Below are 24,866 nucleotides of genomic sequence, written 5' to 3'. Positions count from 1 at the left end.
TACGCAGGTTTATATCATGGGGCTGCGGGTTCTCGTACAATTGCTGTCTGGACCGCAAAGATGAAATCCATGGTGAAAAATCAAACCCCGCTGCCTTTGGCCGAAAAGCAGCAAGAGGCTTCGCTGCCTGACGACTTCGAGACGGCGCTGGCTGAGCTCGAGGCGCTGGCAGGCCGCATGAGCGAAGGGAATCTGGGCCTGGATGATTCTCTCGCGCTGTATCAGCGGGGTGTTGCCTTGGCGCGCGTCTGCCAGCAACGCCTTGAAGCGGCCGAGCAGCAGGTACAGGTGCTGCAAGGCCAGTTGCTCGAGCCGCTGGCAGACGTGGGTTCGCAGGATGCGTCATGACAGGGGTTTCAGCCGAGTTCAACATCTGGTTGCAAGAGGCTGTTACTCATATAGAGGCGGTGCTCGACGAACTGTTGCCGCTCCAGGATGACTCGGGGCCTGGGCGCTTGCGTGAGGCCATGCGCTATGCAGTCCTCGGACCCGGCAAGCGAATTCGAGCAGCACTGGTGCTGGCAGCCGGCGAGGCCAGCCGTGTGGCGGGGGGGGCAACAACCGCGCAAGATCTGGCGCTTGACTGCGCTGCAGCGGCGGTTGAACTGATTCATGCCTATTCGCTGGTGCACGATGACTTGCCTTGCATGGACGACGACGACTTGCGTCGTGGGCGGCCTACTGTCCATCGCCAGTTCGACGATGAGGCCCTTGCCATGCTTGCGGGTGATGCGTTGCAGCCTCTTGCGTTTGGGTGTCTGGCCCAGATGCCCATTGCGCCCGCCCTGGTGGTGCAGGCCGTGCAGTTGCTTGCTCAGGCGGCCGGCGGCGAAGGAATGGTCGGCGGGCAGGCCATTGATTGCGCCAGCGTGGGGCAGGTGTTGCCCGTCGAGTCTCTCCAGCGCATGCACCGCATGAAAACGGGGGCTTTGCTTGAGGCCAGTGTCCTTCTTGGGGGGGTTGTGGCCGGTGCAAGCTCGACCGCCCGCACGGGGTTGGAAGACTATGCTTCGGCGATGGGGTTGGCGTTCCAGGTGGTCGATGACATCCTCGATGTGACGGCCGATTCTGCTACTTTGGGAAAGACCGCCGGCAAGGATGCAGCCCATGGCAAGCCCACTTACGTTTCGCTGATGGGGCTGGATGGCTCGCGGCGGTTATTGACCAGCCTTCAGGAGCAGGCGCATGCGGCCTTGTTGCCGCTGGGGCCATCTTCGGCCCGTCTGCATGAATTGGCCGATTTCATCATTGGCCGCTCTCATTAGTCCGGGGGTATCGGAAGTCGCGATGACACAAGAAATCATGACGAGTTTGTTGGAACAAATTGAGTCTCCCGCCGATCTGCGTCGGCTCGATCGTTCTGAGCTCAAGGGGCTGGCCACAGAACTGCGGGCCTTCCTGCTCGAATCGGTCTCGCACACGGGCGGTCACCTTTCGTCGAACCTCGGCGTGGTCGAGCTGACGTTGGCTCTGCATTACGTGTTTCATACCCCCGAAGACCGGCTGGTGTGGGATGTGGGTCATCAGTCCTATCCCCACAAGATCCTGACGGGGCGCCGCGAGGCCATGGCGGGGCTGCGGCAGGCTGGGGGCATTTCAGGTTTTCCCAAGCGTAGCGAGTCGCCCTATGACGCTTTCGGCACGGCGCATTCCTCCACGTCGATCTCGGCGGCGTTGGGCATGGCAGTCGCCGCGCGCAACGCCGGTATTGCGCGCCAGAATATTGCAGTCATCGGTGATGGCGCAATGACCGCAGGGATGGCGTTCGAGGCTTTGAACAACGCCGGAGTCATTCCCGACATCAATCTGCTGGTGGTGCTCAATGACAACGACATGTCGATCTCACCGCCTGTGGGGGCGTTGAACTATTACTTTGCCCGTCTGATGTCGGGTCGCTTCTATGCGCGCGCCAAGAACATGGGCAAGGCCATGCTGCAGCATGTCCCTCCCGTGCTTGAGCTGGCCCGCAAACTCGAAGGGCACGCCAAGGGCATGCTGTCGCCGGCGACGCTTTTCGAAGAACTGGGGTTCAACTATGTAGGCCCTATCGATGGACACGATTTGAGCGTGCTGATTCCGACGCTCGAGAATCTGCGTGAACTGGGTGGCCTGCAGTTTTTGCACGTGGTTACGCGCAAGGGGCAGGGCTACAAGCTTGCCGAGGCCGATCCTGTGCTCTATCACGGCCCGGGACGCTTTGATCCCCTGGTCGGGATACAGAAGCCGAAGACCCCGGGCCGCAAGACGTTTTCGCAGGTGTTCGGCCAATGGCTGTGCGACATGGCCCAGGCCGATGCCCATTTGGTGGGCATCACCCCGGCGATGCGCGAAGGAAGTGGCCTAGTCGAGTTCGAGCGCCGTTTCCCGGAGCGTTACTTCGATGTGGGCATTGCTGAACAGCACGCAGTCACCTTTGCGGCCGGCTTGGCCTGCGAAGGCTGCAAACCGGTAGTGGCCATTTATTCCACTTTCCTCCAGCGCGGCTATGATCAGCTGATCCACGACGTCGCGCTGCAGAATCTGGACGTGACCTTTGCCCTGGACCGTGCCGGGATTGTGGGGGCAGATGGCGCCACGCACGCGGGCAATTACGACATTGCTTACCTGCGGTGCATCCCTCACATGGTGATTGCGACGCCCTCGGACGAGCACGAGGCGCGTCTTCTGCTCAATACCTGCTATCTCCATCCGGGGCCAGCGTCCGTCCGCTATCCTCGTGGGGCAGGGTGTGGTGCCGATCCCGGTGACACGCTCGAACCTGTTGCCATCGGTCGCGCGGTAGTGCGCCGGCGCGGCAAAAAGATCGCAGTCCTGGTATTTGGCACGCTGCTGGCCGAGGCCGCCAAGGCGGCACAGGCGTTGGACGCCACGCTGGTGGACATGCGCTTCGTCAAACCGCTGGATACAGCCCTGCTCGACGAATTGCTGCAGTCGCATGAGTGGTTTGTCACGCTTGAAGAGGCGGCGATCATGGGAGGTGCGGGCAGCGCTGTGGTGGAATATTTCAACCAGGTGGCGGCCGTGTGCCCTGTCCTGCAACTGGGTTTGCCAGATGAATTCATTGACCACGGAGATCAAAAGGTGATCTTGTCTGGGTTGGGCCTGGATGCCCAAGGAATCGAAGCGTCGATACGCGAGCGTTTGAATAGGACCATTTCATGAACACCCTATTGGACCCGGCTGTGACCACCATGCCGGACGTGCAAAGTGGGACGGACACTCGCCGGGTTCCGATTCAGCGAGTGGGTGTGCGTGGTGTGCGGCACCCCCTGTTGCTGGCGTCCGGCAAGGGACAGCCCCAGACGACGATTGCCCAGTGGGAAATGACGGTGGCGTTGCCTGCTGAAGAGAAGGGCACGCACATGTCGCGCTTCATCGACCTGCTGGAGGCACACCGGGCCGAGCCCATGACCCCGGCGGGCTTGTGCGCAATGGCGCAAGGCATGCTCGATCGCCTGCACGCCGAGGCCGGCGACGTCGTGGCGGATTTTCCGTATTTCATGGAAAAATCCGCGCCTGTGTCGGGGGTGCGCAGTCTCATGGATTATCAGGTGCGCTGGTCGGTGCATGTACACCGCGATCAAGGCGCCTGCTTTTCGTTGCGATTGCGGGTGCCGGTCACCAGCCTGTGCCCTTGTTCCAAGGCGATCTCCGAGTATGGGGCGCATAATCAGCGCTCTCACGTGACTGCCAGCCTGACGTTTCTAGCGGTGCCGACGGCGTTGGATCTGGACACTCTGATTCAGCGTATCGAGGCGCAGGGCTCTTCCGAACTCTGGGGTTTGCTCAAGCGGGCAGATGAAAAGTACGTCACTGAGCGCGCCTACGAGAACCCCAAGTTCGTCGAAGACCTGGTGCGCGATGTGGCCGTACTGCTGCAGCACCAGCCAGGGGTGTCGCAGTACGAAGTCACCGCAGAGAACTTCGAATCCATCCACAATCACTCCGCCTACGCCGTGGTATCCAGCCAATAAAGGGTGGGTATCACAAGGCCGACCCGCAATCGTGCTAGAATTTCGGGTTACTTGCCCGCTTGAAGCGCCAAAGATCGTCTGTTTGCAGGTCTTTGGCAGGTGTGGTTTTCACCTATTCACGGGCTGTCTGTCAACATCGCAGATATCCACAAGGAGTCATTCATGCGTCACTACGAAGTAGTGTTTATCGTGCACCCCGATCAGAGCGAGCAAGTGCCCGCCATGATCGAGCGCTATCAGACCATGGTCACGACGAACGGCGGCACCATCCACCGCGTCGAAGACTGGGGCCGCCGTCAGCTGGCTTACCCGATTCAGAAGCTCGTCAAGGCGCACTATGTGTGCTTTAACATCGAGTGCGGCGAACCCGCCCTCGAAGAGCTCGAGCATTCGTTCCGTTACAACGACGCCATCCTGCGTTCCCTGTTCATCAAAATGAAGAAAGCCCACACCGAGCCTTCTTTCATGATGAAGTCGGTCGAGCGCGAAGAGGCTCGCAAGGCTGCTGCGGAACCCGTCAAATCCTGATACGGCGTGGGTGCAATCCGTGAATCGGGTCGAGCTCACCGCACGTCTGACGCAGTGCGGACCGCTTAGGCATACGCCGGCCGGCATACCGGTTTTTCGGTTCGGACTACAGCATCAGTCAGACGTACAAGAAGCGGGTTCAATTCGTCGCGTTGCGCTGGAAATCTCGGCGGTCGCCCTTGGGGAGCTGGCAGAATCGTTGTCTGGCCTTGCCCCCGAGTCCTCAGTGCAGGTCAGTGGGTTTCTCGCTCCCTTGCACCAGCGGTCGACTCAGCTGGTTCTCCATGTTCAGGCGGTTGCACCCGCACAGTGAATGAATTCGCCGGGCCTTGCCCGGCAACCCATAAAGGCAAATATCATGGCTTTCTTCAAGAAGTCGTCCAACACCAAGGACAAACGCAAATTCGGGCAACAGAATCCGCTGTTCAAGCGCCGTAAATTCTGCCGCTTCACGGTCGCCAAGGTTGAAGAGATCGATTACAAAGATCTGGACACTCTGCGCGATTTCATCCAGGAAAATGGCAAGATCATCCCGGCTCGCCTGACGGGTACCAAGGCGCACTACCAGCGCCAGCTGGACACGGCCATCAAGCGTGCGCGCTTTCTGGCCCTGTTGCCGTACACCGACAACCACCATTGAGACCAGGGAACCATCATGCAAATCATCCTGCTTGAAAAAGTCGTCAATCTCGGAAGTCTGGGCGACGTGGTTCGCGTGCGCGATGGCTACGCCCGCAACTACCTGATTCCCCAGAGAATCGCGCGTCGCGCGACGCCTGCGGCGTTGCAAGAATTCGAAGCTCGCCGCGCAGAACTCGAAAAGCATCAGGCTGAGAAGCTGGCCGCGGCTCAGGCGATGTCTGAAAAGCTGCACGGCTATGCGTTGGTCATTGGCCAGAAGGCTGGTGTCGACGGCCGTCTGTTTGGCTCAGTCACGACTATTGACGTGGCCGAGGCCCTGAAGGCCGCTGGCTTCACCGACGTGCACAAAGGGCAGATTCGCATGCCCAATGGGGCCATCAAGGCGGTGGGCGAGTTCCCGCTGCAAGTGGCCCTGCATGCTGACGTGGTGGCTGACATCACGCTCACGGTCCAAGGTGAGATGGCCTGAGGCCACGAGTCCTCGCTCAGGGTCATTTCCTGGCGGGGCATTCCGCGCACCGTGCTACATTTCTCACTGCAGAAGTGACGGGGCGCGGATAAAAAAGGCCGGCGCAACGCCGGCCTTTTTGCTGGGCAATATCTGGAGACGTAAGGGTGAGCGCAGAAAGCGAGACCGACGCCCCGTTGGATTATCTGCGGGTGCCGCCACATTCCATCGAAGCCGAACAGTCCGTCCTCGGGGGGCTGCTGCTCGATAATGCGGCGTTCGACCGTATTGCAGACGTGCTGGTCGACGATGACTTCTATCGGTTCGATCACCGCTTGATCTGGCAGCACGTCGTGCGGTTGGTGGGCCTGGCGCGGCCGGCCGATGTGGTCACGGTGCATGAATCACTGGCGACGGCGGGCAAGGCCCAGGAATGTGGTGGCCTGGCGTATCTGAATGCCTTGGCGCACAACACCCCTTCGGCGGCCAACATTCGGCGTTATGCCGAGATCGTCCGCGAGCGCTCGATGCTGCGCAAGCTGGTCTCCATCGCAGATGAGATCTCCTCGGCAGCCTTCAACCCCCAGGGCAAAGAGGCGCGACAGATCCTGGACGAGGCTGAGTCCCGTGTCTTCCAGATTGCCCAGGAAGGGTCGCGTGGCATGGCAGGGTTCCAGGAGATCCGCCCCTTGCTGGCCCAGGTGGTTGAGCGGATTGATGAGCTCTATCATCGGGAGGGCGACTCTGACGTCACGGGCGTGCCCACGGGTTTCAACGACCTGGATCGGATGACCTCGGGGCTTCAGGCGGGTGATCTGGTCATCGTGGCGGGGCGTCCGTCGATGGGCAAGACTTCGTTTGCCATGAATGTGGGCGAGCACGTCGCGATCGAGCAAGGGCTGCCGGTGGCGGTGTTTTCCATGGAAATGGGCGCGGTACAGCTTGCCATGCGGATGATAGGGTCGGTGGGCATGCTCGATCAGCATCGCATGCGGACCGGCAAGCTGACTCAGGAAGACTGGCCACGTCTGACCCACGCCGTGCAAAAGGTTGAAGAAGCGCAGATCTACATCGACGAGACTCCGGCAATGACCTCAATGGAGGTACGTGCCCGTGCGCGCCGACTGGCGCGTCAATGTGGTCAGCTCGGGCTCGTCATCATCGATTATCTGCAGCTCATGTCGTCCAGCGGCTCGGGCGAAAACCGCGCCACGGAAATATCCGAGATAAGCCGATCGCTCAAGAGCCTGGCCAAGGAGCTCAATTGCCCGGTCATGGCCTTGTCGCAGCTCAACCGCAGCCTCGAACAACGCCCCAACAAGCGGCCGGTCATGAGCGATCTGCGCGAATCAGGTGCTATCGAGCAGGATGCCGACCTCATCATCTTCATCTATCGGGATGAAGTCTACAACACAGATTCTCCCGACAAGGGCACTGCTGAAATCATCATCGGGAAGCAGCGTAATGGCCCTATCGGGACTGTGCGTCTGACATTCCAGGGGGCCAGCACCCGCTTCCTGAACTTCTCGACGGCGCCGGGCTTCTGACGCCTCATAGTCGGAAAGGTGCTTGCGCGGGCGGCGGATGCACGCGCGGATGAGACGCTAATCGTTTGCCGACATGGTCAGCGCCAGGCGCATGGCCGCGCGTAGCGACGCGGGGTCGGCGATGCCCTTGCCAGCGATGTCGAAGGCAGTTCCATGGTCCACGCTGGTGCGCACGAAGGGAAGCCCGACTGTGACGTTGACGCCGGTGTCCAGTCCCAGGTATTTGATCGGGATGAGGCCCTGGTCGTGGTATTGGGCGACTACGATGTCGAACTCTCCTTGGCGGGCGCGCATGAAGACGGTGTCGCCAGGCCACGGCCCCGACACCTGCAAGCCCTCCGTCCGTGCCTGCGCGATGGCGGGCGCGATGAAGCGTGCTTCTTCGTTGCCAAATGCGCCTTCTTCGCTCGCGTGCGGATTCAGGCCGGCAACTGCGATACGAGGGTGAGCGATGCCTGCCTGAAGACAGGCCCGCTGCGCGAGCCGGATCGCGGTCAGTTCGGCCTCGATACTGATTGCTGCTGGTACGCTGGCCAACGAGACATGGATGGTGACCAAGAGGACCCGAAGCTCGTCGTTGGCCAGCATCATGGCGTAGTCATGCGTGTGCGTGCGGCTGGCTAGAATTTCAGTGTGCCCCGGGAAGTCGACGCCGGCAGCTCTCATGGCAGCCTTGTTCAGTGGTGCGGTGACGATGGCCCTGAGATGGCCCGCCAGGGCATCATCAATGGCGTGACACAGGTATTCGTACGCGCCGCGCCCCGCCTCGGCGTGAATGTGTCCAATGGATAGCGTGGCCGGCAGTGGCTGAGAACGGCTCAGAACTTCAATGAAGGCGCCGGTGTGGCCTGCGCCCGGGGACTTCACTGATATGACTTGCAGTGAACCCGACAGGCCCAGCGCATCGCGGGCGCGCTCCAGGGTGCCCGCGTCGCCATACACTACGGCGGGGTGAGGGAGCCCCTCGGCAAAGAGGCGCACGATAAGTTCCGGGCCGATGCCGGCAGCATCTCCCATCGTGAAGGCAAGTGGTTGCGCGTGTCGTGACATCGCTGCTGCTACAGCACGTCGTTGGCGTAATCGGCCAGGCGCGAACGTTCGCCGCGTTGCAAGGTGACGTGGCCTGCGTGCGGCCAGCCCTTGAATCGGTCTACGACGTAGGTCAGCCCCGAACTGCCTTCCGTGAGGTAGGGTGTGTCGATTTGGGCGATGTTCCCCAGGCAGACAATCTTGGTCCCGGGCCCGGCCCGGGTCGTCAGTGTCTTGATCTGCTTGGGCGTGAGGTTCTGCGCCTCGTCGATGATCAGGTACTTGTTCAGGAAGGTGCGGCCCCGCATGAAGTTCAAGGATTTGACCTTGATGCGCGATCGGATCATATCCATGGCGGGCGTCTTGTCCCAGTCCTGTCCATTGCTGGTGGCGCCCAGGCCGCCGACGGCTCCTTGATGGAGGACTTCCAGGTTGTCTTCCAGGGCTCCCATCCAGGGAAGCATCTTTTCCTCTTCGGTACCCGGCAGAAACCCGATGTCATCACCGACCGGCACAGTGGCCCGGGTAATGATGATTTCGGTATAGCGTTTGGTCTCGAAGGTTTGCGCCAGGCCGCTCGCCAGAGTGAGCAGCGTCTTGCCGGTCCCTGCCTGACCCAGCAGCGACACGAAGTCGATCTCGGGGTTCATGAGCAGATTGAGCGCAAAGTTTTGCTCGCGGTTGCGGGCTGTGATGCCCCAGACGCTGTTCTTGGAGTGGCTGAAGTCGCGCAGCGTGGAGAGCACGGCGTTCTTGCCCGTGGTTTCTCGAACCTGTGCCGACAGTGGCATTTCGCCTTCGTAGTAGACGAATTCGTTGACGATGAATTGCCCGCATAGCGGGCCTCGCACGCGGTACCAGGTCAGACCGTTTTGCTGCCAGGATTCGATATCCTTGCCGTGCTTGTTCCAGAAATTCTCGGGTAGCGGCATGACACCGTCGTACAGGAGATCGGAGTCGTCCAGCACGTGATCGTTCAGGTAGTCTTCGGCCGGCAGATTAAGCGCCCGTGCCTTCAGGCGCATGTTGATGTCCTTGGACACCAGCACGATCTCGCGCTTGGGCTGTTGTTCTCGCAGCCCGTGCACGATGCCCAGAATGACGTTGTCCGCCTTGCTCATGGGCAGTTCTTGGGGCAGGAGCGTAGCCATTGGCTGCGCCGTCTGGAAGTACAGCGACCCGAGCGCGTCCGTGTGGCCCAGCGTGTCCAGCGGCACGCCCTTGCTGAGATCGGCGGTACCAATGAGCTCGTCCAGATAGCGGCTGACCTGGCGTGCGTTGCGAGCGACCTCGGACATCCCCTTTTTCTGGTGATCCAGCTCTTCGAGCACGATCATGGGTAGGAATACGTCATGTTCTGCGAAGCGGAACAGCGACGAAGGGTCGTGCAGCAGCACATTGGTGTCCAGCACAAAGAGCTTGCGTTGTGCGGTCGGCAGGCGCTTGGGTTTGGATCGGGGCGTGCTTGCCTTCGGCGTCGTGCTGTCTGCGCGGGGTGTAGCGGCTGCAGTTGGCAAAGGAGTAGGGCGGGATTGCTTCGTCTTGGGTTCTTCCGGTGCGCGCGGTTTGGTCAGGATGGCAGCCAACGGATGTTTCGCGGGGTGGCTTGCTCTGGGCTCGGGCACTGGGGACTCCACCACGGGAGCGACCGCGACGAGGGCGGGCGAGGTATCGAGTTCGACGGTGGCGCCCAGACGGGTCGGCGCTTTTGGAAGGGGCATACAGGCTCCGTGGGTGGCTGCTAGCGAGCCAGTTCTTGAACGGCCTTCAGGACTGCTGCTACGTGGTCAGGAACCTTGACGCCGCGCCATTCTTGCGCAAGCTGGCCCTTGGCATCGATCAGGAAGGTGCTGCGCTCGATACCACGCACCTGTTTACCGTACATGTTCTTGAGTTTCATCACGCCGAATTGCTCGCATAAGGCTTCGTCCGGGTCAGAGATGAGTGCGAACGGCAGGCATTGTTTTTCGGTGAACCCGTCGTGTGACTTGACCGAGTCGCGCGACACGCCATAGATGCTGCAATTCAGCGCTTGAAAATCGGCGTGGTGGTCACGAAAGTCTTGGGCTTCGAGCGTGCAGCCTGGCGTGTTGTCCTTGGGGTAGAAGTAGAGCACCCAAGGCTTGCCCAGCAGGGCCTTTGAATCGAAAGGGCCTTGGGTGCTGTCTGCCTTGAAGGCGGGGAGTGCGTGACCGATTTGCAGGGCTGTCATCAGCGAATGGCTCCAGGAAGTAGGAGCGCCAGGACGTGGCGCTCTTCGGACATCAGAATGTTGTAGGTACGGGCAGCCGCCTGGGTCGTCATGGTTTCGACCCCGATACCCAGTTTGAGCAGGGGCTGGATCACTTCGGGCGACAGAAACACTTGGCGGGACCCTGTGCCGATCAGTACGACCTCGGGGGCGTCGGCCGGCAACGCCAGCGGTGTGTCGTCCAGGAAAGCGAGCGGGTCTTGCACGACAGCTTCCAGCCCCACCAGTGTTTTGAGCAGGGCCGCATCGATTTCTGCCGGCAAGCGCACCGTCAGGTTGCGCACCGGCCCCTGAGGCGTGAAACAGATCGCTGATTCGAACCGCTCGCGGTTGATTTCCAGGTAATCGTCTCCGTAGGCCGTCACGGTGTTCAGTTCGGGATTGGAATCTTTTTGCAATAGCACGGCTTGCTCCGGTATTCATCATGATGATAGCGCAATCGCCTGGCGGCACTGGCGGCCGTTTGGGTGCTGCACCACCGAAAAAAGCTATTTGCGAGACAGCCGTCCATGCGCTAGATTAATGGATTTGCTGCACTGCATTCATCTTGTCTGCCGTTTCCATCGCCTGAGGTCCATCATGACGAGCTTTCCGCGCATCGAGCGCCTGCCCCCCTATGTATTCAACATTACCGGGGAGCTCAAGATGGCTGCCCGTCGGCGCGGTGAAGATATTATCGACATGTCCATGGGCAACCCGGACGGTCCCACCCCCAAGCACATCGTCGACAAGCTGGTCGAGGTCGCACGCCGGGATCACACGCATGGCTATTCCGTGTCCAAGGGCATCCCGCGGCTTCGCCGAGCCATCGCCAACTGGTATGGCCGGCGCTACGGGGTTGACATCGATCCCGAGACCGAAGCGATCGTGACCATTGGTTCCAAAGAGGGGTTGGCGCACTTGATGCTGGCGACGCTCGATCGTGGCGATACGGTCCTCGTGCCCAATCCCAGCTACCCCATCCACATTTATGGTGCGGTGATCGCAGGGGCGAGCATCCGGTCGGTTCCGATGACGCCCGGCCTGGATTTCTTCGAGGAAATCGAACGTGCCGTGCGCGAGGCGATTCCCAAGCCCAAGATGATGATTCTCGGGTTTCCCAGCAACCCGACCGCGCAGTGTGTGGATCTGTCGTTCTTCGAACGCATCGTAGCGCTTGCGCGTGAGCACGGCATCCTGGTGGTACATGATCTGGCCTATGCCGACATCACGTTCGATGGCTACGTGGCCCCGTCCATCATGCAGGTACCCGGCGCGCGCGACGTGGCGGTCGAATTCTTCACCATGAGCAAGAGCTACAACATGGCAGGCTGGCGCGTAGGCTTCATGGTGGGCAACCGTGAGCTCGTTCACGCCCTGGCGCGTATCAAGAGCTATCACGACTATGGCACCTTTACTCCGATTCAGGTAGCGGCCATCGCCGCCCTGGAGGGCCCGCAGGATTGCGTGGCGGAAGTCGTGGAGCAGTATCGCAATCGCCGGGACGTACTGGCGCGCAGCCTGCATGAAGCCGGTTGGATGGTGGACATCCCGAAAGCATCCATGTACATCTGGGCGCACATCCCGGAGCCCTACCGGGCACTGGGGTCGCTTGAATTTTCCAAGCGCGTGCTGTCGGAAGCCAAGGTGGCTGTTTCGCCCGGCATCGGTTTTGGCGACTACGGCGACGAGTACGTGCGCTTTGCGCTCATCGAGAACGAACAGCGCATTCGTCAGGCAGTGCGCGGCATCAAGGACATGTTTCGCAAGGATGGACTCCTGAAATGAAACCTGTGCGTGTAGGTTTGCTGGGCCTCGGAGTCGTTGGCGGTGGCGTCTGGACCGTTCTGAAGCAAAATGGCGGCGAGATCGCTCGCAGGGCGGGGCGCCACATCGAGGTGGCGGCCGTGGCGGTACGTGATGTGGCCAAGGCGCGTGCACTGGTGGGACCGGATGTGCGGGTGACCACTGATGTCCAGTCGCTGGTGCATGATCCGGATATCGACATCATCGTCGAACTGGTGGGCGGTGAGACGGTCGCCCGCGAGTGCATTCTGGAGGCGATCGCTCAGGGTAAGCACGTCGTGACGGCCAATAAGGCGTTGCTTGCCGTGCACGGCAACGAGATCTTCGCGGCGGCTCAAGCGCAGGGTGTGATGGTCGCCTTCGAGGCAGCCGTCGGCGGCGGTATCCCGATCATCAAGGCGATTCGCGAGGGCCTGACGGCCAATCGGATCCAGTGGGTGGCGGGCATCATCAATGGCACCACCAACTTCATTTTGTCCGAGATGCGCCAGCGCGGGCTTCCCTTCGAGACAGTGCTGGCCGAGGCGCAGCGCCTGGGCTACGCCGAGACCGACCCCACGTTCGATGTCGAGGGGGTGGACGCTGCGCACAAGCTCACCTTGCTGGCTTCGCTGGCGTTTGGCGTTCCCGTGCAGTTCGACCGCGCCTATATCGAAGGCATCTCGCATCTGGCCTCCGAAGACATCGTCCACGCCGAGCGACTGGGCTATCGCATCAAGTTGCTGGGCATCACGCGGCATCGGCCAGACGGAATCGAATTGCGCGTGCACCCGGCGCTGGTGCCGGCGGACTGCCTGCTGGCCAGTGTAGAGGGCGCCATGAATGCGGTTCTGGTGCGTGGCGATGTGGTGGGGCCGTCTCTGTACTATGGGCAGGGTGCGGGCGCTTTGCCTACGGCCTCGGCGGTAGTGGCCGACCTCGTGGATGTGGCTCGCCTGCAGATGGCCGACCCGGAGCATCGCGTGCCTCATCTGGCGTTTCAGCCCGATGCCATGGCCGATATCCCGATTTTGCCCATGGCCGAGGTCCGTACCAGCTTTTATCTGCGCCTTCGGGTCGACGACCGGCCAGGGGTACTGGCTGACCTGGCCCGCATTTTGTCACAGGCAAAAATTTCCGTGGGCTCGATGTTCCAGCAACCCCACGGTGAACATCAGGCCGACATCATTTTCCTGACGCATGAGGCACGCGAAGGCGACGTGCAGCAGGCCTTGCGGATCATTCACGATTTACCCTTTGTACATTCGGGGGTCACGCGCCTGCGTGTGGAGAACATCAATTGAAATACCTGTCGACTCGGGGCGGGATGGCCCCCCTGCCATTTTGCGATATCTTGCTCGAAGGGCTGGCACCGGATGGCGGGTTGACTCTGCCAGCCAGTCTGCCCAAGTTGTCTTCTGTGCAACTTGAAGCGTGGCGCAACCTGGATTACGCCGATCTGGCCGCCCAGGTACTGGGTCTGTTCATCGACGATATGACCCCCGAGGCCCTACAACGCATGACCAGGGCCGCCTATGCCCCCAGCGTATTTCCGCGTATTGCGCCTGTGAAGCCCTTGTCGTCCGGTCTGTCGCTGCTCGGGCTGTCCGAAGGCCCGACGCTGGCGTTCAAGGACATGGCCATGCAGTTTCTGGGCGAAGTCTTTGAAGCAGTCCTGGCGCAACGGGGCCAGACGCTCAATATTCTGGGGGCCACCTCGGGAGACACGGGGTCTGCCGCCGAATATGCGTTGCGCGGTAAAAAAGGTGTGGCGGTGTTCATGCTCTCTCCACACGGCCGGATGAGCGATTTTCAGCGTGCCCAGATGTATTCCCTGCAGGATGCCAATATCCATAATCTGGCCGTGCGCGGGGTGTTCGACGAGTGCCAGGACATCGTCAAGGCACTCTCGGGCGATCTGGCCTTCAAAAGTGCACATCATCTGGGGGCGGTAAATTCCATCAACTGGGCCCGGATCGCGGCGCAGGTCGTTTATTACGTCTGGGGGTGGTTGCGCATGACCCATCTCCCGGGTGAAGAAGTCTCGTTTGCCGTGCCTTCGGGCAATTTTGGCAACATTCTTGCGGGACATATCGCCCGTCAAATGGGTTTGCCGATCCGTCGTCTGGTGCTGGCCACCAACGAGAACAACGTGCTCGAAGAATTTTTCCGCACAGGGGTCTATCGCCCCCGATCGGCCCGTCAGACCCTTGCGACGTCCAGCCCTTCCATGGACATCTCCAGGGCTTCGAATTTTGAGCGCTTCATCTTCGATCTGGTGGGGCGCGACCCCCGTCGGGTGGTGACGCTCATGCAAGAGTTGAAGCAAAACGGGCAGTTCGATTTGTCGGCGCTCAAGCCCAAATTCACCGCCGAATACGGGTTTGTGGCGGGCTCCAGTTCGCATGCTGATCGCCTGCAGACCATTCGCTCTGTGCATCAGGAAGCGGGGGTGTTGATCGACCCGCACACGGCTGACGGAGTCAAGGTAGCCCGCGAACACCTCGAGGACGGCGTCCCCATGCTGGTACTGGAGACTGCTTTGCCGGCCAAGTTTTCGGCCACCATCGAAGAGGCCACGGGCATTCGGCCTCCGGTCCCGGAGGCGCTGGCTGACTTGTCCCGGCGTGAGCAGCGTGTCCGGATCATCGATTGCAGCGTGCAGCAGGTCGCCGACTACGTGCAGCAGCATGCACTGTAGCCGGGGTTCCTGGGGCTTGGACTAGGCGGTTCGGTACGTCTTCAGGTGGATGCTGGTCTCTGACTGGCTGATCCCCCGAATCAACCGGATGCGCTCTAGCACTTGCGATAGCTCTTGCAGATCCGAGGCGCGCAATTCGGCCAACAGGTCCCAGCGCCCATTGGTATCGTGCAAGGTGGCAACGCCCGGTTCGCCCAGCAGGCTGGCGATGACGGTACGGGCTTCGTTGCCTTCGACGGCGATGCACATCCAGGCCTGAATCGCCTGCGGTTGGGCGTCTGGCCGCAGGCGTACGGTATAGCCAACAATCAGGCCGGCGTCTTCCAGTTTTCTCATGCGTTGCGTCACGGTGCCACGCGCTACCCCAAGGCGGTGCGCCAGCGTGGCGATACTGGCTCGCGCGTTGGCGCGTAGCAGGCGGATGAGGGTTTGATCGAGGGTGTCCATGGCGTGTTTGCTCAATGTGCACAGTCAGAGGCAGCAATCTGTCAATTTTATGTCGTTTCTCAGGCGAAATTGACGATATACATTGTCGCGTCCGTGCTCCAGACTGAATGCAGATCCATTCTGGAGATACGCCATGAAGACTTCCATCACACGGCCTCGCACCCGGCTGCTGGATACCCACGATGTGGCGCGTTTGCTTCATCTCATGGGCGTTCCTGCGGCATTGCAAGAATTGGCCGGTATCCTGAAAGAAGATTATTTGCGCTGGCCTGATTTCGACAAGGCTTCGCGCATCGGTGCCTACACGGACGCAGGCGTCATCGAGCTCATGCCGATCACGGATGGCCGACATTACACCTTCAAATGCGTCAACGGTCATCCGGACAATGGGCGGTACGGTCTGCCGACCGTGATGGCCATGGGAGCCCTGCTGGACTGCGATACCGGCATGATCCGTTTGCTCAGTGAACTGACGCTGACGACCGCCTTGCGCACGGCGGCGAATTCCGCGCTAGCAGCGCGCACCTTGGCGCGACCGGACAGCCGGGTCATGGCAATCATCGGTAACGGTGCACAAAGCGATTTTCAGGCAATGGCTTTTCGTGCGTTGTTGGGGATTCAGGATCTGCGCCTGTACGACCTGGATCAGGCTGCCTCCGAACGCTTGCAGCGCAATCTGCTGAATGCTCATGCCTTTGACACGCCATTCCGTATTCAGATCTGCGACTCTGCGGCACAGGCCATCCAGGGCGCCGACATCGTGAGTACCTTGACGGCTCATCAAGGCCCTGCTCAGGTGCTGACGGCCAACATGCTCGAACCAGGCATGCACATCAACGCCGTAGGCGGTGATAGTCCCGGCAAGACAGAACTCGATCCTGCTGTCCTCCCAAGGGCTTCGGTCTTTGTGGAATACGTGCCGCAGACCCGGGAAGAAGGTGAGATTCAGCAGATGCCGGCTGATTTTCCGGTTGTCGAGCTGTGGCAGGTCCTGACGGGGGTCGCTCCGGGCCGGGTTGGGCCCGATCAGATCACCGTGTTCGACTCCGTGGGGTTTGCCCTCGAGGATTATGCTGCGCTTCGCTTCCTTCGCGCTGCAGCGGAACGCTTTGGGGTGGGCTCGTGGGTGGACGTCACTTCCTCGCAGGATGATCCAAGGGATTTGTTTGGATGGTGGCTTGCGCAATCCGTGCACGAGCCCGAAGCGGTGCGTGCGTAAGGAGTGGCCATGACTGGGTCTGCGGCTTCACCTGTAGTGGCGTTGATCGGTGTGCCGACCGACATTGGCGCGGGAACCCGCGGGGCTTCCATGGGCCCCGAGGCGCTGCGGGTAGCCGGGTTGGCGCGCGCCTTGCAGGGGCGCGGCTGTACCGTCATGGATACCGGAAATCTTGCCGGGCCCGCCAATCCCTGGCTACCGCCAGATCAGGGATATCGTCACCTTGCGCAGGTAGTTGAGTGGAATCGGCGTATTCACGCCGCCGTGAGGGAGCAGATGCAAGCAGGCCGACTGCCCATGATGTTGGGCGGAGACCATAGCCTGGGTGTCGGGTCGGTCGGAGCAGTGGCGCGCTATTGTCATCAACGCCATCAGCCTTTGCGCGTGTTCTGGCTCGATGCGCATACGGATTTCAATACGGTGCAACTCACCCCCAGTGGCAACATTCACGGCATGCCGGTGGCCTGCCTGTGTGGCTTTGGGCCCGACGAGCTGGTCTGTCTGGGCGGGGCTGAACCCGCCTTGGTCCCTGATGAGATGCGGATGATCGGAATTCGCAGCGTGGATGCTGGAGAGCGCGAATTCGTCTATGCGCAGGGGCTGGACGTCTACGACATGCGGGCGATCGATGAATGGGGCATGCGGGCGGTGATGGAGGCTGCGCTGGCGGACTTGCCGGTTGATGCTCACGTGCACGTGAGCTTTGACGTCGATTTTCTCGATCCCGGTTATGCGCCTGGCGTTGGGACCACGGTGCTCGGGGGCCCTACGTGGCGCGAGGCTCAGTTGTGCATGGAAATGCTGGCGGACACCGGTCGTGTGGGGTCGGTGGACATCGTGGAGCTCAACCCGGCCCTGGACGTGCGTAATGCTACCGCGCGGGTGGCCGTGGAACTCATCGAAAGCCTGTTCGGGAAGCGCACCCTGATGGGCCGGCGCACGGGTTTGGCCGGCCCCCGTGCGGGGGTCTCCTGAGCGCGCCATAGGTCAAGGGTGTGTTGCCAGCTGACGAGCGATATGACGGCCGCCATTGACCCAGGTCCGCCACGCAAGCCAGAATTTGCGGATGGGAGTGAGCGCGATACGCTGGTCCAGCACGTGCCAGCCATCGCGTTCCAGTTCACCCAGCAAGGTCCAATGGATGGCGGCGAGAATCAAGTTCGGGCGCTGCGCCCGCCTGTCCGCTTCGTCCAGCAATTGCATGGCGTCACGGTAGAGTGCTCGCGTGTCCTTCAGCTCCTCGCCCATCAGCGCCTGAAATTGAGCCGAGTAATGTCCATCCAGTACTTCGTTGACGGTCACTGAATGACGATCCATCGCGTCTGCGGGCAGGTAGATGCGCCCGCGACGCGCGTCTTCACCTACGTCGGCGAGGATCGTGCTCATTTGCAGGGCAATTCCCAGTGCTTCGGCAAACTTCATGGCGGATGGTGAGGGTTCTCCCAGGATTCCCGCCGTGAGACCGCTGATCCGGCCACTGGCAAGCCAGCAGTACTGCTGAAGTGCAGCCCGATCCGGATAACGGAACTGGTCCAGGTTGCGCTCAGAGGCTTCGATGACAGCATAGAAAGGATCTGCCGTCAGCGCGCAGGCAGCGATATGGGGTGTCAGCGCGATCGCCACAGGGTGGTCGGGTTTGCCGCCAAACATGAGCTCGACCTGGCTGCGCCACCAGGCGAGCTTCATGCGTGCCACAGAGGCCTCGGTGGTTTGTTCCACGATATCCTCGACCTCACGGCAAAAGGCTTGCAGTGCAGTCATGGCCCGCCGTTGTGCGGGGGGCAGGAACAGGAAGGCATAGTGGAAACTCGTACCGCTTTGGGCGGCCTTGTTCTTGCAGTATTCGTCGGGAGTCATGGCGGTGAAGCGAGGAATTGATCCGTGAGATCGCGTTGGATGGCAGGCAGTATACTGAGCGCGGCCTGCCGCTGTGGGTGGTGCCATTCTAGCTTTTGGGGGATTCCATGCCTCGCCCGATTCTGGCGACTCTAGACACCGAAGCCTTGTCCCACAACTTGCACGTCGTACGCCAGCATCTGGCTCAGGATGCGCAGGGCCAGGCCCCGTTCATCTGGGCCGTCATCAAGGCGCATGCCTATGGTCATGGGCTGGACGTGGCCTTATGCGGCTTTGCCAAAGCAGATGGGCTGGCCATGCTGGATTTGGACGAAGCCATCCATTGCCGAGAATCAGGCTGGAAGGGGCCGCTGCTATTGCTCGAAGGTTTTTTTGAGCCGGCGGATATTTCTGTTCTTCAGCAGTACGGTATTGCGACCACCTTGCATTGTGCCGAGCAACTGTCCATGCTTGAGGCCACGCCTGCCGTGCGCGGCTTGAATGCTTTCGTCAAGCTCAACAGCGGGATGCATCGGCTGGGTTTCCAGCCCGATGAATATCGTGCGGCATTTGATCGGGCACTGGCATTGAAGGCATCAGGGGTTTTGGCCGAGATCGGCAAGATGACTCATTTCGCACGCGCCGATGACGATCCAGACGTCACGTCCGAGCAACTGGCACGGTTTCAGCGGGCGACTCAAGGTTTGCCGGGGCCGGTGAGCGTATGCAATTCGGCCGCCACGCTCACACCAGGTTTCGCCGCGCACGTGACCGATCATGCGCAGTGGGTGCGCCCGGGCATCTGTCTATATGGCGCGTCGCCTTTCGCGGATCGCTCGGCTGAATCTCTGGGTTTGCGTCCGGCCATGACGCTCAGCGCCCAGTTGATCAGTGCCCACGTATTGCCGGCCGGTGAGGCGATCGGGTATGGGCAGACGTTCAGGGCCACACGGGCCACTCGGGTGGGTATCGTGGCCTGTGGATATGCCGACGGCTATCCCCGGCATGCCGTCACAGGCACCCCGGTCACAGTGGCGGGGGTCCGCACGCGTCTGCTGGGGCGGGTATCCATGGATATGCTTGCCGTGGATCTTGACCCGGTACCGCAGGCCCATGTGGGCTCGCCCGTTGTACTCTGGGGGCAGGGCGGGCCTTCGGTCGACGAGGTCGCCCAGTCGTGTGGCACTATTGGCTATGAACTGCTTACGGCCGTGATGCCTCGTGTGCCACGCCAGGTGTCAACCCGTTCCACTCTCGGAAATTCATAATGAAAAACAGTTGTGTGCTCGTGACGGGTGCCACCAAAGGCATAGGCTGGGCCATCAGTCAGCGGCTGGCCGACCAAGGTTGCCATGTGGTGGGCCTCGCACGCAATACCGCCGACATCGACTTTCCTGGCTATCTGTATGCCTGTGATCTGGCCAATGCGGGCGAAACCGAAGAACTGCTGCGCGCCATCCGCGAGAAATATCCGGTCGATGCCGTCGTCAATTGTGTGGGACCGGTCATGGCAGAGGCCTTGGGCGAGGTCGATCTGGCTTCACTCTATCAGTCGTTCGATCTGAACGTGCGCGTCGCTGTGCAAGCCGTGCAGGCCTTCGTGCCGGGCATGAAAGCACGCAAGGCGGGCCGCATCGTGAACATTTGCGGACGCGCCGTGTATGGGTCTGCGGGCCATACCAGCTATTCGGCTGCCAAGAGCGCTCTGCTCGGATGCACGCGGACCTGGGCGCTTGAGCTGGCGCCCTTTGGAGTGACGGTCAACGCCGTTTCACCGGGCCCCGTCGAGACGGGTTTGTTCAGGGACGAATACCCGGTGGGTAGCGACGCAGAAAAGACTGTCCTGTCGACCATTCCCATGGGGCGGTTGGGGCAGGCGGCCGAGGTGGCCGCCGCTGTCGTGTTTCTGCTGGGCGACGAAGCATCCTACATTACGGGCCAGGAGTTGGGGGTCGATGGGGGCGGTAGCCTGGCGGGCCGCTGATGGCCAAGGCAAAGACGCTTTTTCTGTGCACGGAATGCGGAGCGGCCTGCGCCAAATGGGAGGGGCGATGCCCCCATTGCGGGGCCTGGAACACGCTCCAGGAAACGCGTGAATCAGCCGCACCATCGCATCGATTTGCGCCGCTTGCCGGCAGCACGCCCGTGCGGCGCCTGGCCGACATCGAGGCCCATGAGCAGATCCGTAACCCCAGCGGCATCGAAGAATTCGACCGTGTGCTGGGCGGTGGGCTGGTCGCAGGAGCGGTCGTGCTCATTGGGGGCGACCCTGGTATTGGAAAATCCACTTTGCTGCTGCAGGCCTTGGCCAGTCTTTCTGAGCGCGGGCCCGTCCTGTATGTCACGGGTGAAGAATCCGCCGAGCAGGTGGCGCTGCGTGCGCAGCGCCTGGGCGTGTCGGGTGATGGGGTCGACCTTTTAGCCGAAATCCGGCTGGAACAGATCATCGATGCCCTCACGCAGCGCCAGCCCGGCGTGGCCGTGATTGATTCCATTCAGACTGTGTATTCGAGTGAGCTGACGGCCGCACCGGGATCTGTATCTCAGGTGCGAGAGTGTGCAGCGCAGCTTACGCGGATCGCGAAACAGACGGGCATCACGCTGATCATGATCGGACACGTCACCAAAGATGGTGCGCTGGCCGGGCCTCGTGTCCTCGAGCATATCGTGGATACCGTTCTGTACTTTGAGGGCGACACCCATACCTCGTTCCGCCTGGTCCGCGCGGTCAAGAACCGCTTTGGCGCCGTGAACGAACTCGGCGTCTTCGCCATGACGGATCGTGGCCTGCGGGGAGTGAGCAATCCCTCAGCCCTGTTTCTGGCCGGCCATTCCAAGGACGTGGCAGGTTCTTGCGTGATGGCGACACAAGAAGGCACGCGCCCGTTGATGGTCGAGGTACAGGCTTTGGTGGATACTGCTCACGTTCCCAATCCGCGCCGCCTGTCGGTGGGGCTGGAAAGTAGCCGGCTTGCCATGCTGCTGGCCGTCCTGCATCGGCATGCCGGGATTGCAACCTACGACCAGGACGTGTTCGTCAATGCCGTGGGCGGGGTGCGCATCATGGAACCAGCAGCCGACCTCGCGGTGGCGTTGGCCATGATCTCGTCCATGCGCGACCGGCCGCTGCCACCTCGGTTGTGCGCTTTTGGCGAAATCGGCCTGGCGGGCGAAATTCGGCCGGCGCCACGTGGGCAGGAACGCCTTCGGGAAGCCGCCAAGCTGGGCTTCGAGTGTGCCGTCATCCCGCGTGCCAATGTGCCGCGCCAGCCCATTGAGGGCCTGCAGGTCCACGCGGTGGATCGGATCGAAGACATCCTGGCTGTGCTGAACGAGAGTGCTTGAAGTGGCTGGCATCCTGTGGCTGATCCCGGCCTGCCTGGTGGTGGGTGGGCTCATCGGATTTTCGGGCGGCGTCGTGGGGATTGGCGGCGGCCTGATTGCCATTCCCTTGCTGGGCCTGGTATTGGGTTACCCGCAGCAGGCGGCGCAGGGCACGGCATTGGTGATGGTGTTGCCGGCCGTACTGCTGACGGTGCGCAAGTATCACCAGCGTTCACCCATTGATTGGCGTTCCGCGGCGGCGGGTGCCGCCGGCTCCATTTTCTTCACCTGGGTGGGCGCAAAAATCGCCCTGGGCCTGGATCCTTGGCTGCTGCGCCGCATCTATGCGGGCTTTGTTTTCGTGATCGCGCTGTTCTATTTCCGTGAGAGCCTGGGGCGGCGCGCGCGTTCGACGCCGCCCGGAGGCTACCGCGAGGTCTCGCAGACGCCTCGGCGATGGTATTTCCTGATTGGTATTCTGGCCGGGCTGACGGGCGGTATCTTCGGGGTAGGCGGCTCGGTGCTGTCGGTGCCGTTCCTGACCACGTTCTTTCGTCTGCGTCAGACCTCGGCGCAGGCGCTGGCGTTGACCATGATCGTGCCTGGTACAGGGGTGGCACTGGCAACCTATGCCGCCCACGGTCAGGTGCACGGTCTGGTCGGCATTCCGCTGGCGATCGGCAGCCTTCTGTGTGTGCCGTATGGCGTGCGCTTGGCCTATTCGCTGCCGGAAGCGCGCCTGAAGCTCATCTTTGCCTGCATGCTGCTCATCATCATGGGGCTGTTGCTGCTGAAGGGGTCTGCATGAACGTTTCAATGCGTAATTCTGCAGGCCTGATCCCGGCCGGCTGGGTGCTGCAATCGTACGCAGACGGCGCGCTGTGCGTGCCGGCGCGCTTTGCCCCTCGGGCTTCGCTCGCCTGGTTCGATGTCCGGCGCCCGGATGCCGTGCCGGTGGCGGAGGGCGGCCGCCAAGCGGCCTGGTTCGTCGAAGGTGCCCAGGGTCCCGCCGTCCTGCGCCATTACCGGCGCGGCGGCCTGCGGGCCCGACTGGGACGGGAATCCTATTTCTGGTTGGGCCAGGGCAAGGTGCGCTCTTTTGCAGAAGTCCGCATCCTGGGACATCTGCGTCAGGCGGAGGTCCGCGTGCCAGCGCCTCTAGGGGCCGCCTATTGGCGTGCCGGCGCCTTTTATCGCAATGCCATTCTGGTGGCGCGCATTCCGGGCGCGCAGGCCCTGGCGGGCCGCCTGGATCGCGCCGACCCCGTGGCGGTCGCGCGGTCAATCGCAGCCATGCACGACGCCGGCGTCTGGCACGCCGATCTCAATGCCTTCAATATTCTTTTCGACGCGCAGGATCAGGTCTGGCTGATCGATTTCGACCGTGCGCGGATGGGGCCGGTGTCGGCAGGGGGGCGGCGCGACAACTTGTTGCGCTTGCGCCGGTCGCTGGTGAAGGTTTGCGGCGATCGCGGACAGCGGTGGTGGGAAGGGTTGGAGTCAGCTTGTGCGTGGTGCCAGCACCTGCCGTGATGGGCAGATCTTGCGCATCACGCAGATAGGCCAGTGCCTGTGTCGCATGTGACGGCTCTGGCATTAATTACAATACCTATCCCAATTTCTACCGGGCGTCTCCATGCTTACTCAGGACCAACTCAAACAGCAAGTCGCTCAAGCGGCGCTGGACTATGTTTTGCCTCAGCTGCATCCTGACAGCATCCTGGGCGTCGGGACGGGGTCCACGGTCGATCGCTTCATCGATCTGCTGGCCGCCCACCGCTCGGATTTTCAGGCAGCCGTCTCCAGTTCCGAGCGCAGCACGCAGCGGCTGCGGGCAGCGGGCATTCAGGTTCTGGATCTGAATGAAGTCACCAGCCTTGCGCTGTACGTGGATGGTGCCGATGAGCTGGATCATCAGCTCAACATGATCAAGGGGGGCGGCGGGGCGCTCACGCGTGAAAAGATCGTGGCCTCTGTGGCAGACCGTTTTGTCTGCATCGTGGATGAATCCAAGCTCGTCGAACGGCTGGGGCGTTTTCCGCTGCCCGTCGAAGTCATTCCTCTGGCTCGAGAAGCGGTCGCTCGCGAAATTCGTTCGCTCGGTGGCCAACCCCGGTTGCGTGAGGGGTTCGTGACCGACAACGGCAATCAGATCCTGGACGTGGCGGGCCTGCAGTATGACAATCCGGCCGAGTTCGAGGCGGTGCTCAACAACGTTCCAGGTGTGGTGAGCTGCGGGTTATTCGCCATTTCGGGTGCGCAGATTGCGTTGGTGGCGGGGCAAGCCGGCGTGTCACGGCTCGAACTCCAGGAGTAACCCGTCTGTCATCAGACGGTCACATCGCCCTGTTATGCTCGCCTTCACAATCGACATGCAGGGTGCTACGCTTTGCGATCATTTGGATGCCACGTCTGCAGGACACAGGAAATCGGCCATGCTGGAACATACCAACAAACAATTTCACGCTGAGCTCGAGGCGACGCGCTCCATGTTTCTGCAGATGGGCGGGCTGGTAGAGTCCATGGTGCTGGACGGCAGCCGTGCGCTCTCCGAAGGCGAGCTGCAGTTGGTGGATCGGGTCCGTGAACACGAGCGTCAGGTCAACCAGTTCGAAGTCGATATCGACGAACGGATTGGCCAGCTGATTGCGCGCAATCAGCCTACGGCGGTCGATCTGCGGCTGCTCCTGTCGATTTCGAAAATGCTCACCGATATGGAGCGTTGTGGCGATGAAGCCGAGAAGATCGCCAAGGTCGCGCGCCGACTGCACGAAGAAGATTCATCCTACGAACCAGTCGTTGAGCTGCGGCACATGGCAGATGCCGTAGCCAGCATGATTCGCGCCGCCTTGGATGCCTTTGCCCGCGAAGATCCAGTGGCGGCGGCCGAGGTCGTCCGTAGTGACAAGGATGTCGACAAAGAATGGAAGGCCTCGTTGCGGCATATGATCACCTACATGATCGAAGACCCGCGGACCATTTCACATTCCATCGACTTGATCTTCATTGCCCGAGCGCTTGAGCGCATTGGTGACCATGCCAAGAACATGGCGGAAAGAGTCATCTACATGGTAAGAGGCGATGACGTACGCCATACCGGCGTGAAGAATACCGAGCGTATGGCGCGTGGCGAACCGCCCGAGCCTCGCGAGTAAG

Annotated in this window: 27 protein-coding genes; 21 read left to right on the top strand and 6 right to left on the bottom strand. The window is 61.3% G+C overall.

Going from position 1 to position 24,866, the window contains the following annotated elements:
- Nucleotides 1–69: 69 nt before the first annotated feature.
- From VF285_RS00270 to VF285_RS00230, 9 genes are all read left to right on the top strand, one after another.
- Entirely contained in the window at nt 70–348 is a 279-nt protein-coding gene (locus VF285_RS00270; protein WP_346950608.1) for an exodeoxyribonuclease VII small subunit, read from the top strand.
- On the top strand, nt 345–1,265 hold the full coding sequence (locus tag VF285_RS00265) for a polyprenyl synthetase family protein (protein ID WP_346950607.1): 921 nt from the start codon (nt 345–347) through the stop codon (nt 1,263–1,265). Before VF285_RS00270 ends, VF285_RS00265 begins: the two co-directional genes overlap by 4 nt.
- A gap of 34 nt (nt 1,266–1,299) precedes the next feature.
- On the top strand, nt 1,300–3,162 hold the full coding sequence (dxs, locus tag VF285_RS00260; protein WP_346950647.1) for a 1-deoxy-D-xylulose-5-phosphate synthase: 1,863 nt from the start codon (nt 1,300–1,302) through the stop codon (nt 3,160–3,162).
- On the top strand, nt 3,159–3,974 hold the full coding sequence (gene folE2 / locus VF285_RS00255; RefSeq protein ID WP_346950606.1) for a GTP cyclohydrolase FolE2: 816 nt from the start codon (nt 3,159–3,161) through the stop codon (nt 3,972–3,974). Before dxs ends, folE2 begins: the two co-directional genes overlap by 4 nt.
- A gap of 162 nt (nt 3,975–4,136) precedes the next feature.
- Nucleotides 4,137–4,502 carry a 30S ribosomal protein S6 gene (gene rpsF / locus VF285_RS00250; protein ID WP_346950605.1) on the top strand — a complete coding sequence of 122 codons (366 nt, stop codon included), beginning with the start codon at nt 4,137–4,139 and terminating at the stop codon, nt 4,500–4,502.
- A 10-nt stretch (nt 4,503–4,512) separates the two neighbouring features.
- Nucleotides 4,513–4,815 carry a primosomal replication protein N gene (gene priB / locus VF285_RS00245; RefSeq protein WP_346950604.1) on the top strand — a complete coding sequence of 101 codons (303 nt, stop codon included), beginning with the start codon at nt 4,513–4,515 and terminating at the stop codon, nt 4,813–4,815.
- Nucleotides 4,816–4,860: 45 nt separating this feature from the next.
- Complete coding sequence (gene rpsR / locus VF285_RS00240; RefSeq protein WP_346950603.1) at nt 4,861–5,142, top strand: 30S ribosomal protein S18; 282 nt, start codon at nt 4,861–4,863, stop codon at nt 5,140–5,142.
- A 15-nt stretch (nt 5,143–5,157) separates the two neighbouring features.
- Entirely contained in the window at nt 5,158–5,613 is a 456-nt protein-coding gene (gene rplI, locus VF285_RS00235; RefSeq protein ID WP_346950602.1) for a 50S ribosomal protein L9, read from the top strand.
- 146 nt (nt 5,614–5,759) lie between these two features.
- Nucleotides 5,760–7,139, top strand: coding sequence for a replicative DNA helicase (locus tag VF285_RS00230; protein ID WP_346950601.1), 1,380 nt, complete (start codon nt 5,760–5,762; stop codon nt 7,137–7,139).
- A 57-nt stretch (nt 7,140–7,196) separates the two neighbouring features.
- Here the strand turns inward: VF285_RS00230 and pdxA are convergent, their stop codons facing one another.
- Genes pdxA through VF285_RS00210 form a run of 4 tightly spaced genes read right to left on the bottom strand, consistent with a single transcriptional unit; the run spans nt 7,197 to nt 10,823 of the window.
- Nucleotides 7,197–8,189, bottom strand: coding sequence for a 4-hydroxythreonine-4-phosphate dehydrogenase PdxA (gene pdxA, locus VF285_RS00225; protein ID WP_346950600.1), 993 nt, complete (start codon nt 8,187–8,189; stop codon nt 7,197–7,199).
- A gap of 8 nt (nt 8,190–8,197) precedes the next feature.
- On the bottom strand, nt 8,198–9,889 hold the full coding sequence (locus VF285_RS00220) for a PhoH family protein (RefSeq protein ID WP_346950599.1): 1,692 nt from the start codon (nt 9,887–9,889) through the stop codon (nt 8,198–8,200).
- Between the two features lie 20 nt (nt 9,890–9,909).
- The gene (locus VF285_RS00215; protein WP_346950598.1) at nt 9,910–10,380 is read right to left on the bottom strand and encodes a peroxiredoxin; all 471 of its coding nucleotides are present in this window, start codon (nt 10,378–10,380) and stop codon (nt 9,910–9,912) included.
- Entirely contained in the window at nt 10,380–10,823 is a 444-nt protein-coding gene (locus VF285_RS00210; protein WP_346950597.1) for an Mth938-like domain-containing protein, read from the bottom strand. The genes VF285_RS00215 and VF285_RS00210 overlap by 1 nt, the downstream gene beginning before the upstream one ends.
- Before the next feature lie 175 nt (nt 10,824–10,998).
- Here VF285_RS00210 and alaC point away from each other — a divergent pair, with 175 nt between their 5' ends.
- The 3 genes from alaC to thrC are packed head-to-tail and all read left to right on the top strand — an operon-like array spanning nt 10,999 to nt 14,884.
- A complete protein-coding gene (gene alaC, locus VF285_RS00205) occupies nt 10,999–12,186 on the top strand; it encodes an alanine transaminase (protein WP_346950596.1) in 1,188 nt (395 codons plus the stop codon).
- Nucleotides 12,183–13,487, top strand: coding sequence for a homoserine dehydrogenase (locus VF285_RS00200; protein ID WP_346950595.1), 1,305 nt, complete (start codon nt 12,183–12,185; stop codon nt 13,485–13,487). Before alaC ends, VF285_RS00200 begins: the two co-directional genes overlap by 4 nt.
- Nucleotides 13,484–14,884 (top strand): threonine synthase, encoded by a 1,401-nt coding sequence (thrC, locus tag VF285_RS00195; RefSeq protein WP_346950594.1) that lies wholly within the window; start codon nt 13,484–13,486, stop codon nt 14,882–14,884. The genes VF285_RS00200 and thrC overlap by 4 nt, the downstream gene beginning before the upstream one ends.
- A gap of 21 nt (nt 14,885–14,905) precedes the next feature.
- Here thrC and VF285_RS00190 read toward each other — a convergent pair whose 3' ends face one another.
- Complete coding sequence (locus VF285_RS00190; protein ID WP_346950593.1) at nt 14,906–15,331, bottom strand: Lrp/AsnC family transcriptional regulator; 426 nt, start codon at nt 15,329–15,331, stop codon at nt 14,906–14,908.
- 133 nt (nt 15,332–15,464) lie between these two features.
- On the opposite strand from VF285_RS00190, the gene VF285_RS00185 reads away from it, so the two are divergent.
- Both VF285_RS00185 and rocF read left to right on the top strand, forming a co-directional pair.
- A complete protein-coding gene (locus VF285_RS00185; RefSeq protein ID WP_346950592.1) occupies nt 15,465–16,550 on the top strand; it encodes an ornithine cyclodeaminase in 1,086 nt (361 codons plus the stop codon).
- A 9-nt stretch (nt 16,551–16,559) separates the two neighbouring features.
- The gene (gene rocF, locus VF285_RS00180) at nt 16,560–17,525 is read left to right on the top strand and encodes an arginase (protein ID WP_346950591.1); all 966 of its coding nucleotides are present in this window, start codon (nt 16,560–16,562) and stop codon (nt 17,523–17,525) included.
- A gap of 12 nt (nt 17,526–17,537) precedes the next feature.
- On the opposite strand, the gene hpnD is transcribed toward rocF, so the two are convergent.
- Nucleotides 17,538–18,407: a presqualene diphosphate synthase HpnD gene (gene hpnD / locus VF285_RS00175; protein WP_346950590.1), complete on the bottom strand. Its 870-nt coding sequence runs from the start codon at nt 18,405–18,407 to the stop codon at nt 17,538–17,540.
- A gap of 107 nt (nt 18,408–18,514) precedes the next feature.
- On the opposite strand from hpnD, the gene alr reads away from it, so the two are divergent.
- The 7 genes from alr to phoU all read left to right on the top strand — a co-directional run bounded on the left by alr (nt 18,515) and on the right by phoU (nt 24,865).
- The gene (gene alr / locus VF285_RS00170) at nt 18,515–19,654 is read left to right on the top strand and encodes an alanine racemase (RefSeq protein ID WP_346950589.1); all 1,140 of its coding nucleotides are present in this window, start codon (nt 18,515–18,517) and stop codon (nt 19,652–19,654) included.
- Nucleotides 19,654–20,370: an SDR family oxidoreductase gene (locus VF285_RS00165; protein ID WP_346950588.1), complete on the top strand. Its 717-nt coding sequence runs from the start codon at nt 19,654–19,656 to the stop codon at nt 20,368–20,370. Before alr ends, VF285_RS00165 begins: the two co-directional genes overlap by 1 nt.
- Nucleotides 20,370–21,731, top strand: a complete 1,362-nt coding sequence (gene radA / locus VF285_RS00160) for a DNA repair protein RadA (protein ID WP_346950587.1) — start codon at nt 20,370–20,372, stop codon at nt 21,729–21,731. Before VF285_RS00165 ends, radA begins: the two co-directional genes overlap by 1 nt.
- A 1-nt stretch (nt 21,732) precedes the next feature.
- Nucleotides 21,733–22,518, top strand: a complete 786-nt coding sequence (locus tag VF285_RS00155) for a sulfite exporter TauE/SafE family protein (protein ID WP_346950586.1) — start codon at nt 21,733–21,735, stop codon at nt 22,516–22,518.
- Complete coding sequence (locus VF285_RS00150) at nt 22,515–23,243, top strand: 3-deoxy-D-manno-octulosonic acid kinase (RefSeq protein WP_346950585.1); 729 nt, start codon at nt 22,515–22,517, stop codon at nt 23,241–23,243. Before VF285_RS00155 ends, VF285_RS00150 begins: the two co-directional genes overlap by 4 nt.
- 103 nt (nt 23,244–23,346) lie before the next feature.
- On the top strand, nt 23,347–24,027 hold the full coding sequence (rpiA, locus tag VF285_RS00145; RefSeq protein ID WP_346950584.1) for a ribose-5-phosphate isomerase RpiA: 681 nt from the start codon (nt 23,347–23,349) through the stop codon (nt 24,025–24,027).
- Between the two features lie 118 nt (nt 24,028–24,145).
- Nucleotides 24,146–24,865 carry a phosphate signaling complex protein PhoU gene (gene phoU / locus VF285_RS00140; protein WP_346950583.1) on the top strand — a complete coding sequence of 240 codons (720 nt, stop codon included), beginning with the start codon at nt 24,146–24,148 and terminating at the stop codon, nt 24,863–24,865.
- Nucleotide 24,866 lies beyond the last annotated feature (1 nt).

Source organism: Castellaniella sp. (assembly GCF_036379515.1).
Classification (GTDB): domain Bacteria; phylum Pseudomonadota; class Gammaproteobacteria; order Burkholderiales; family Burkholderiaceae_B; genus Castellaniella.
Note: the sequence above shows the minus strand (reverse complement) of the source record. Positions and strands in the feature narration are given on the sequence as shown.

Bases quoted from the DNA above. Each gene is read 5' to 3' on its own strand.
- VF285_RS00270 (WP_346950608.1), top strand. From the start codon at position 70: ATGGTGAAAAATCAAACCCCGCTGCCTTTGGCCGAAAAGCAGCAAGAG.
- VF285_RS00265 (WP_346950607.1), top strand. From the start codon at position 345: ATGACAGGGGTTTCAGCCGAGTTCAACATCTGGTTGCAAGAGGCTGTT.
- folE2 (WP_346950606.1), top strand. From the start codon at position 3,159: ATGAACACCCTATTGGACCCGGCTGTGACCACCATGCCGGACGTGCAA.
- rpsF (WP_346950605.1), top strand. From the start codon at position 4,137: ATGCGTCACTACGAAGTAGTGTTTATCGTGCACCCCGATCAGAGCGAG.
- rpsR (WP_346950603.1), top strand. From the start codon at position 4,861: ATGGCTTTCTTCAAGAAGTCGTCCAACACCAAGGACAAACGCAAATTC.
- rplI (WP_346950602.1), top strand. From the start codon at position 5,158: ATGCAAATCATCCTGCTTGAAAAAGTCGTCAATCTCGGAAGTCTGGGC.
- pdxA (WP_346950600.1), bottom strand. From the start codon at position 8,189: ATGTCACGACACGCGCAACCACTTGCCTTCACGATGGGAGATGCTGCC.
- VF285_RS00220 (WP_346950599.1), bottom strand. From the start codon at position 9,889: ATGCCCCTTCCAAAAGCGCCGACCCGTCTGGGCGCCACCGTCGAACTC.
- VF285_RS00215 (WP_346950598.1), bottom strand. From the start codon at position 10,380: ATGACAGCCCTGCAAATCGGTCACGCACTCCCCGCCTTCAAGGCAGAC.
- alaC (WP_346950596.1), top strand. From the start codon at position 10,999: ATGACGAGCTTTCCGCGCATCGAGCGCCTGCCCCCCTATGTATTCAAC.
- VF285_RS00200 (WP_346950595.1), top strand. From the start codon at position 12,183: ATGAAACCTGTGCGTGTAGGTTTGCTGGGCCTCGGAGTCGTTGGCGGT.
- VF285_RS00190 (WP_346950593.1), bottom strand. From the start codon at position 15,331: ATGGACACCCTCGATCAAACCCTCATCCGCCTGCTACGCGCCAACGCG.
- VF285_RS00185 (WP_346950592.1), top strand. From the start codon at position 15,465: ATGAAGACTTCCATCACACGGCCTCGCACCCGGCTGCTGGATACCCAC.
- rocF (WP_346950591.1), top strand. From the start codon at position 16,560: ATGACTGGGTCTGCGGCTTCACCTGTAGTGGCGTTGATCGGTGTGCCG.
- hpnD (WP_346950590.1), bottom strand. From the start codon at position 18,407: ATGACTCCCGACGAATACTGCAAGAACAAGGCCGCCCAAAGCGGTACG.
- alr (WP_346950589.1), top strand. From the start codon at position 18,515: ATGCCTCGCCCGATTCTGGCGACTCTAGACACCGAAGCCTTGTCCCAC.
- VF285_RS00165 (WP_346950588.1), top strand. From the start codon at position 19,654: ATGAAAAACAGTTGTGTGCTCGTGACGGGTGCCACCAAAGGCATAGGC.
- radA (WP_346950587.1), top strand. From the start codon at position 20,370: ATGGCCAAGGCAAAGACGCTTTTTCTGTGCACGGAATGCGGAGCGGCC.
- VF285_RS00150 (WP_346950585.1), top strand. From the start codon at position 22,515: ATGAACGTTTCAATGCGTAATTCTGCAGGCCTGATCCCGGCCGGCTGG.
- rpiA (WP_346950584.1), top strand. From the start codon at position 23,347: ATGCTTACTCAGGACCAACTCAAACAGCAAGTCGCTCAAGCGGCGCTG.
- phoU (WP_346950583.1), top strand. From the start codon at position 24,146: ATGCTGGAACATACCAACAAACAATTTCACGCTGAGCTCGAGGCGACG.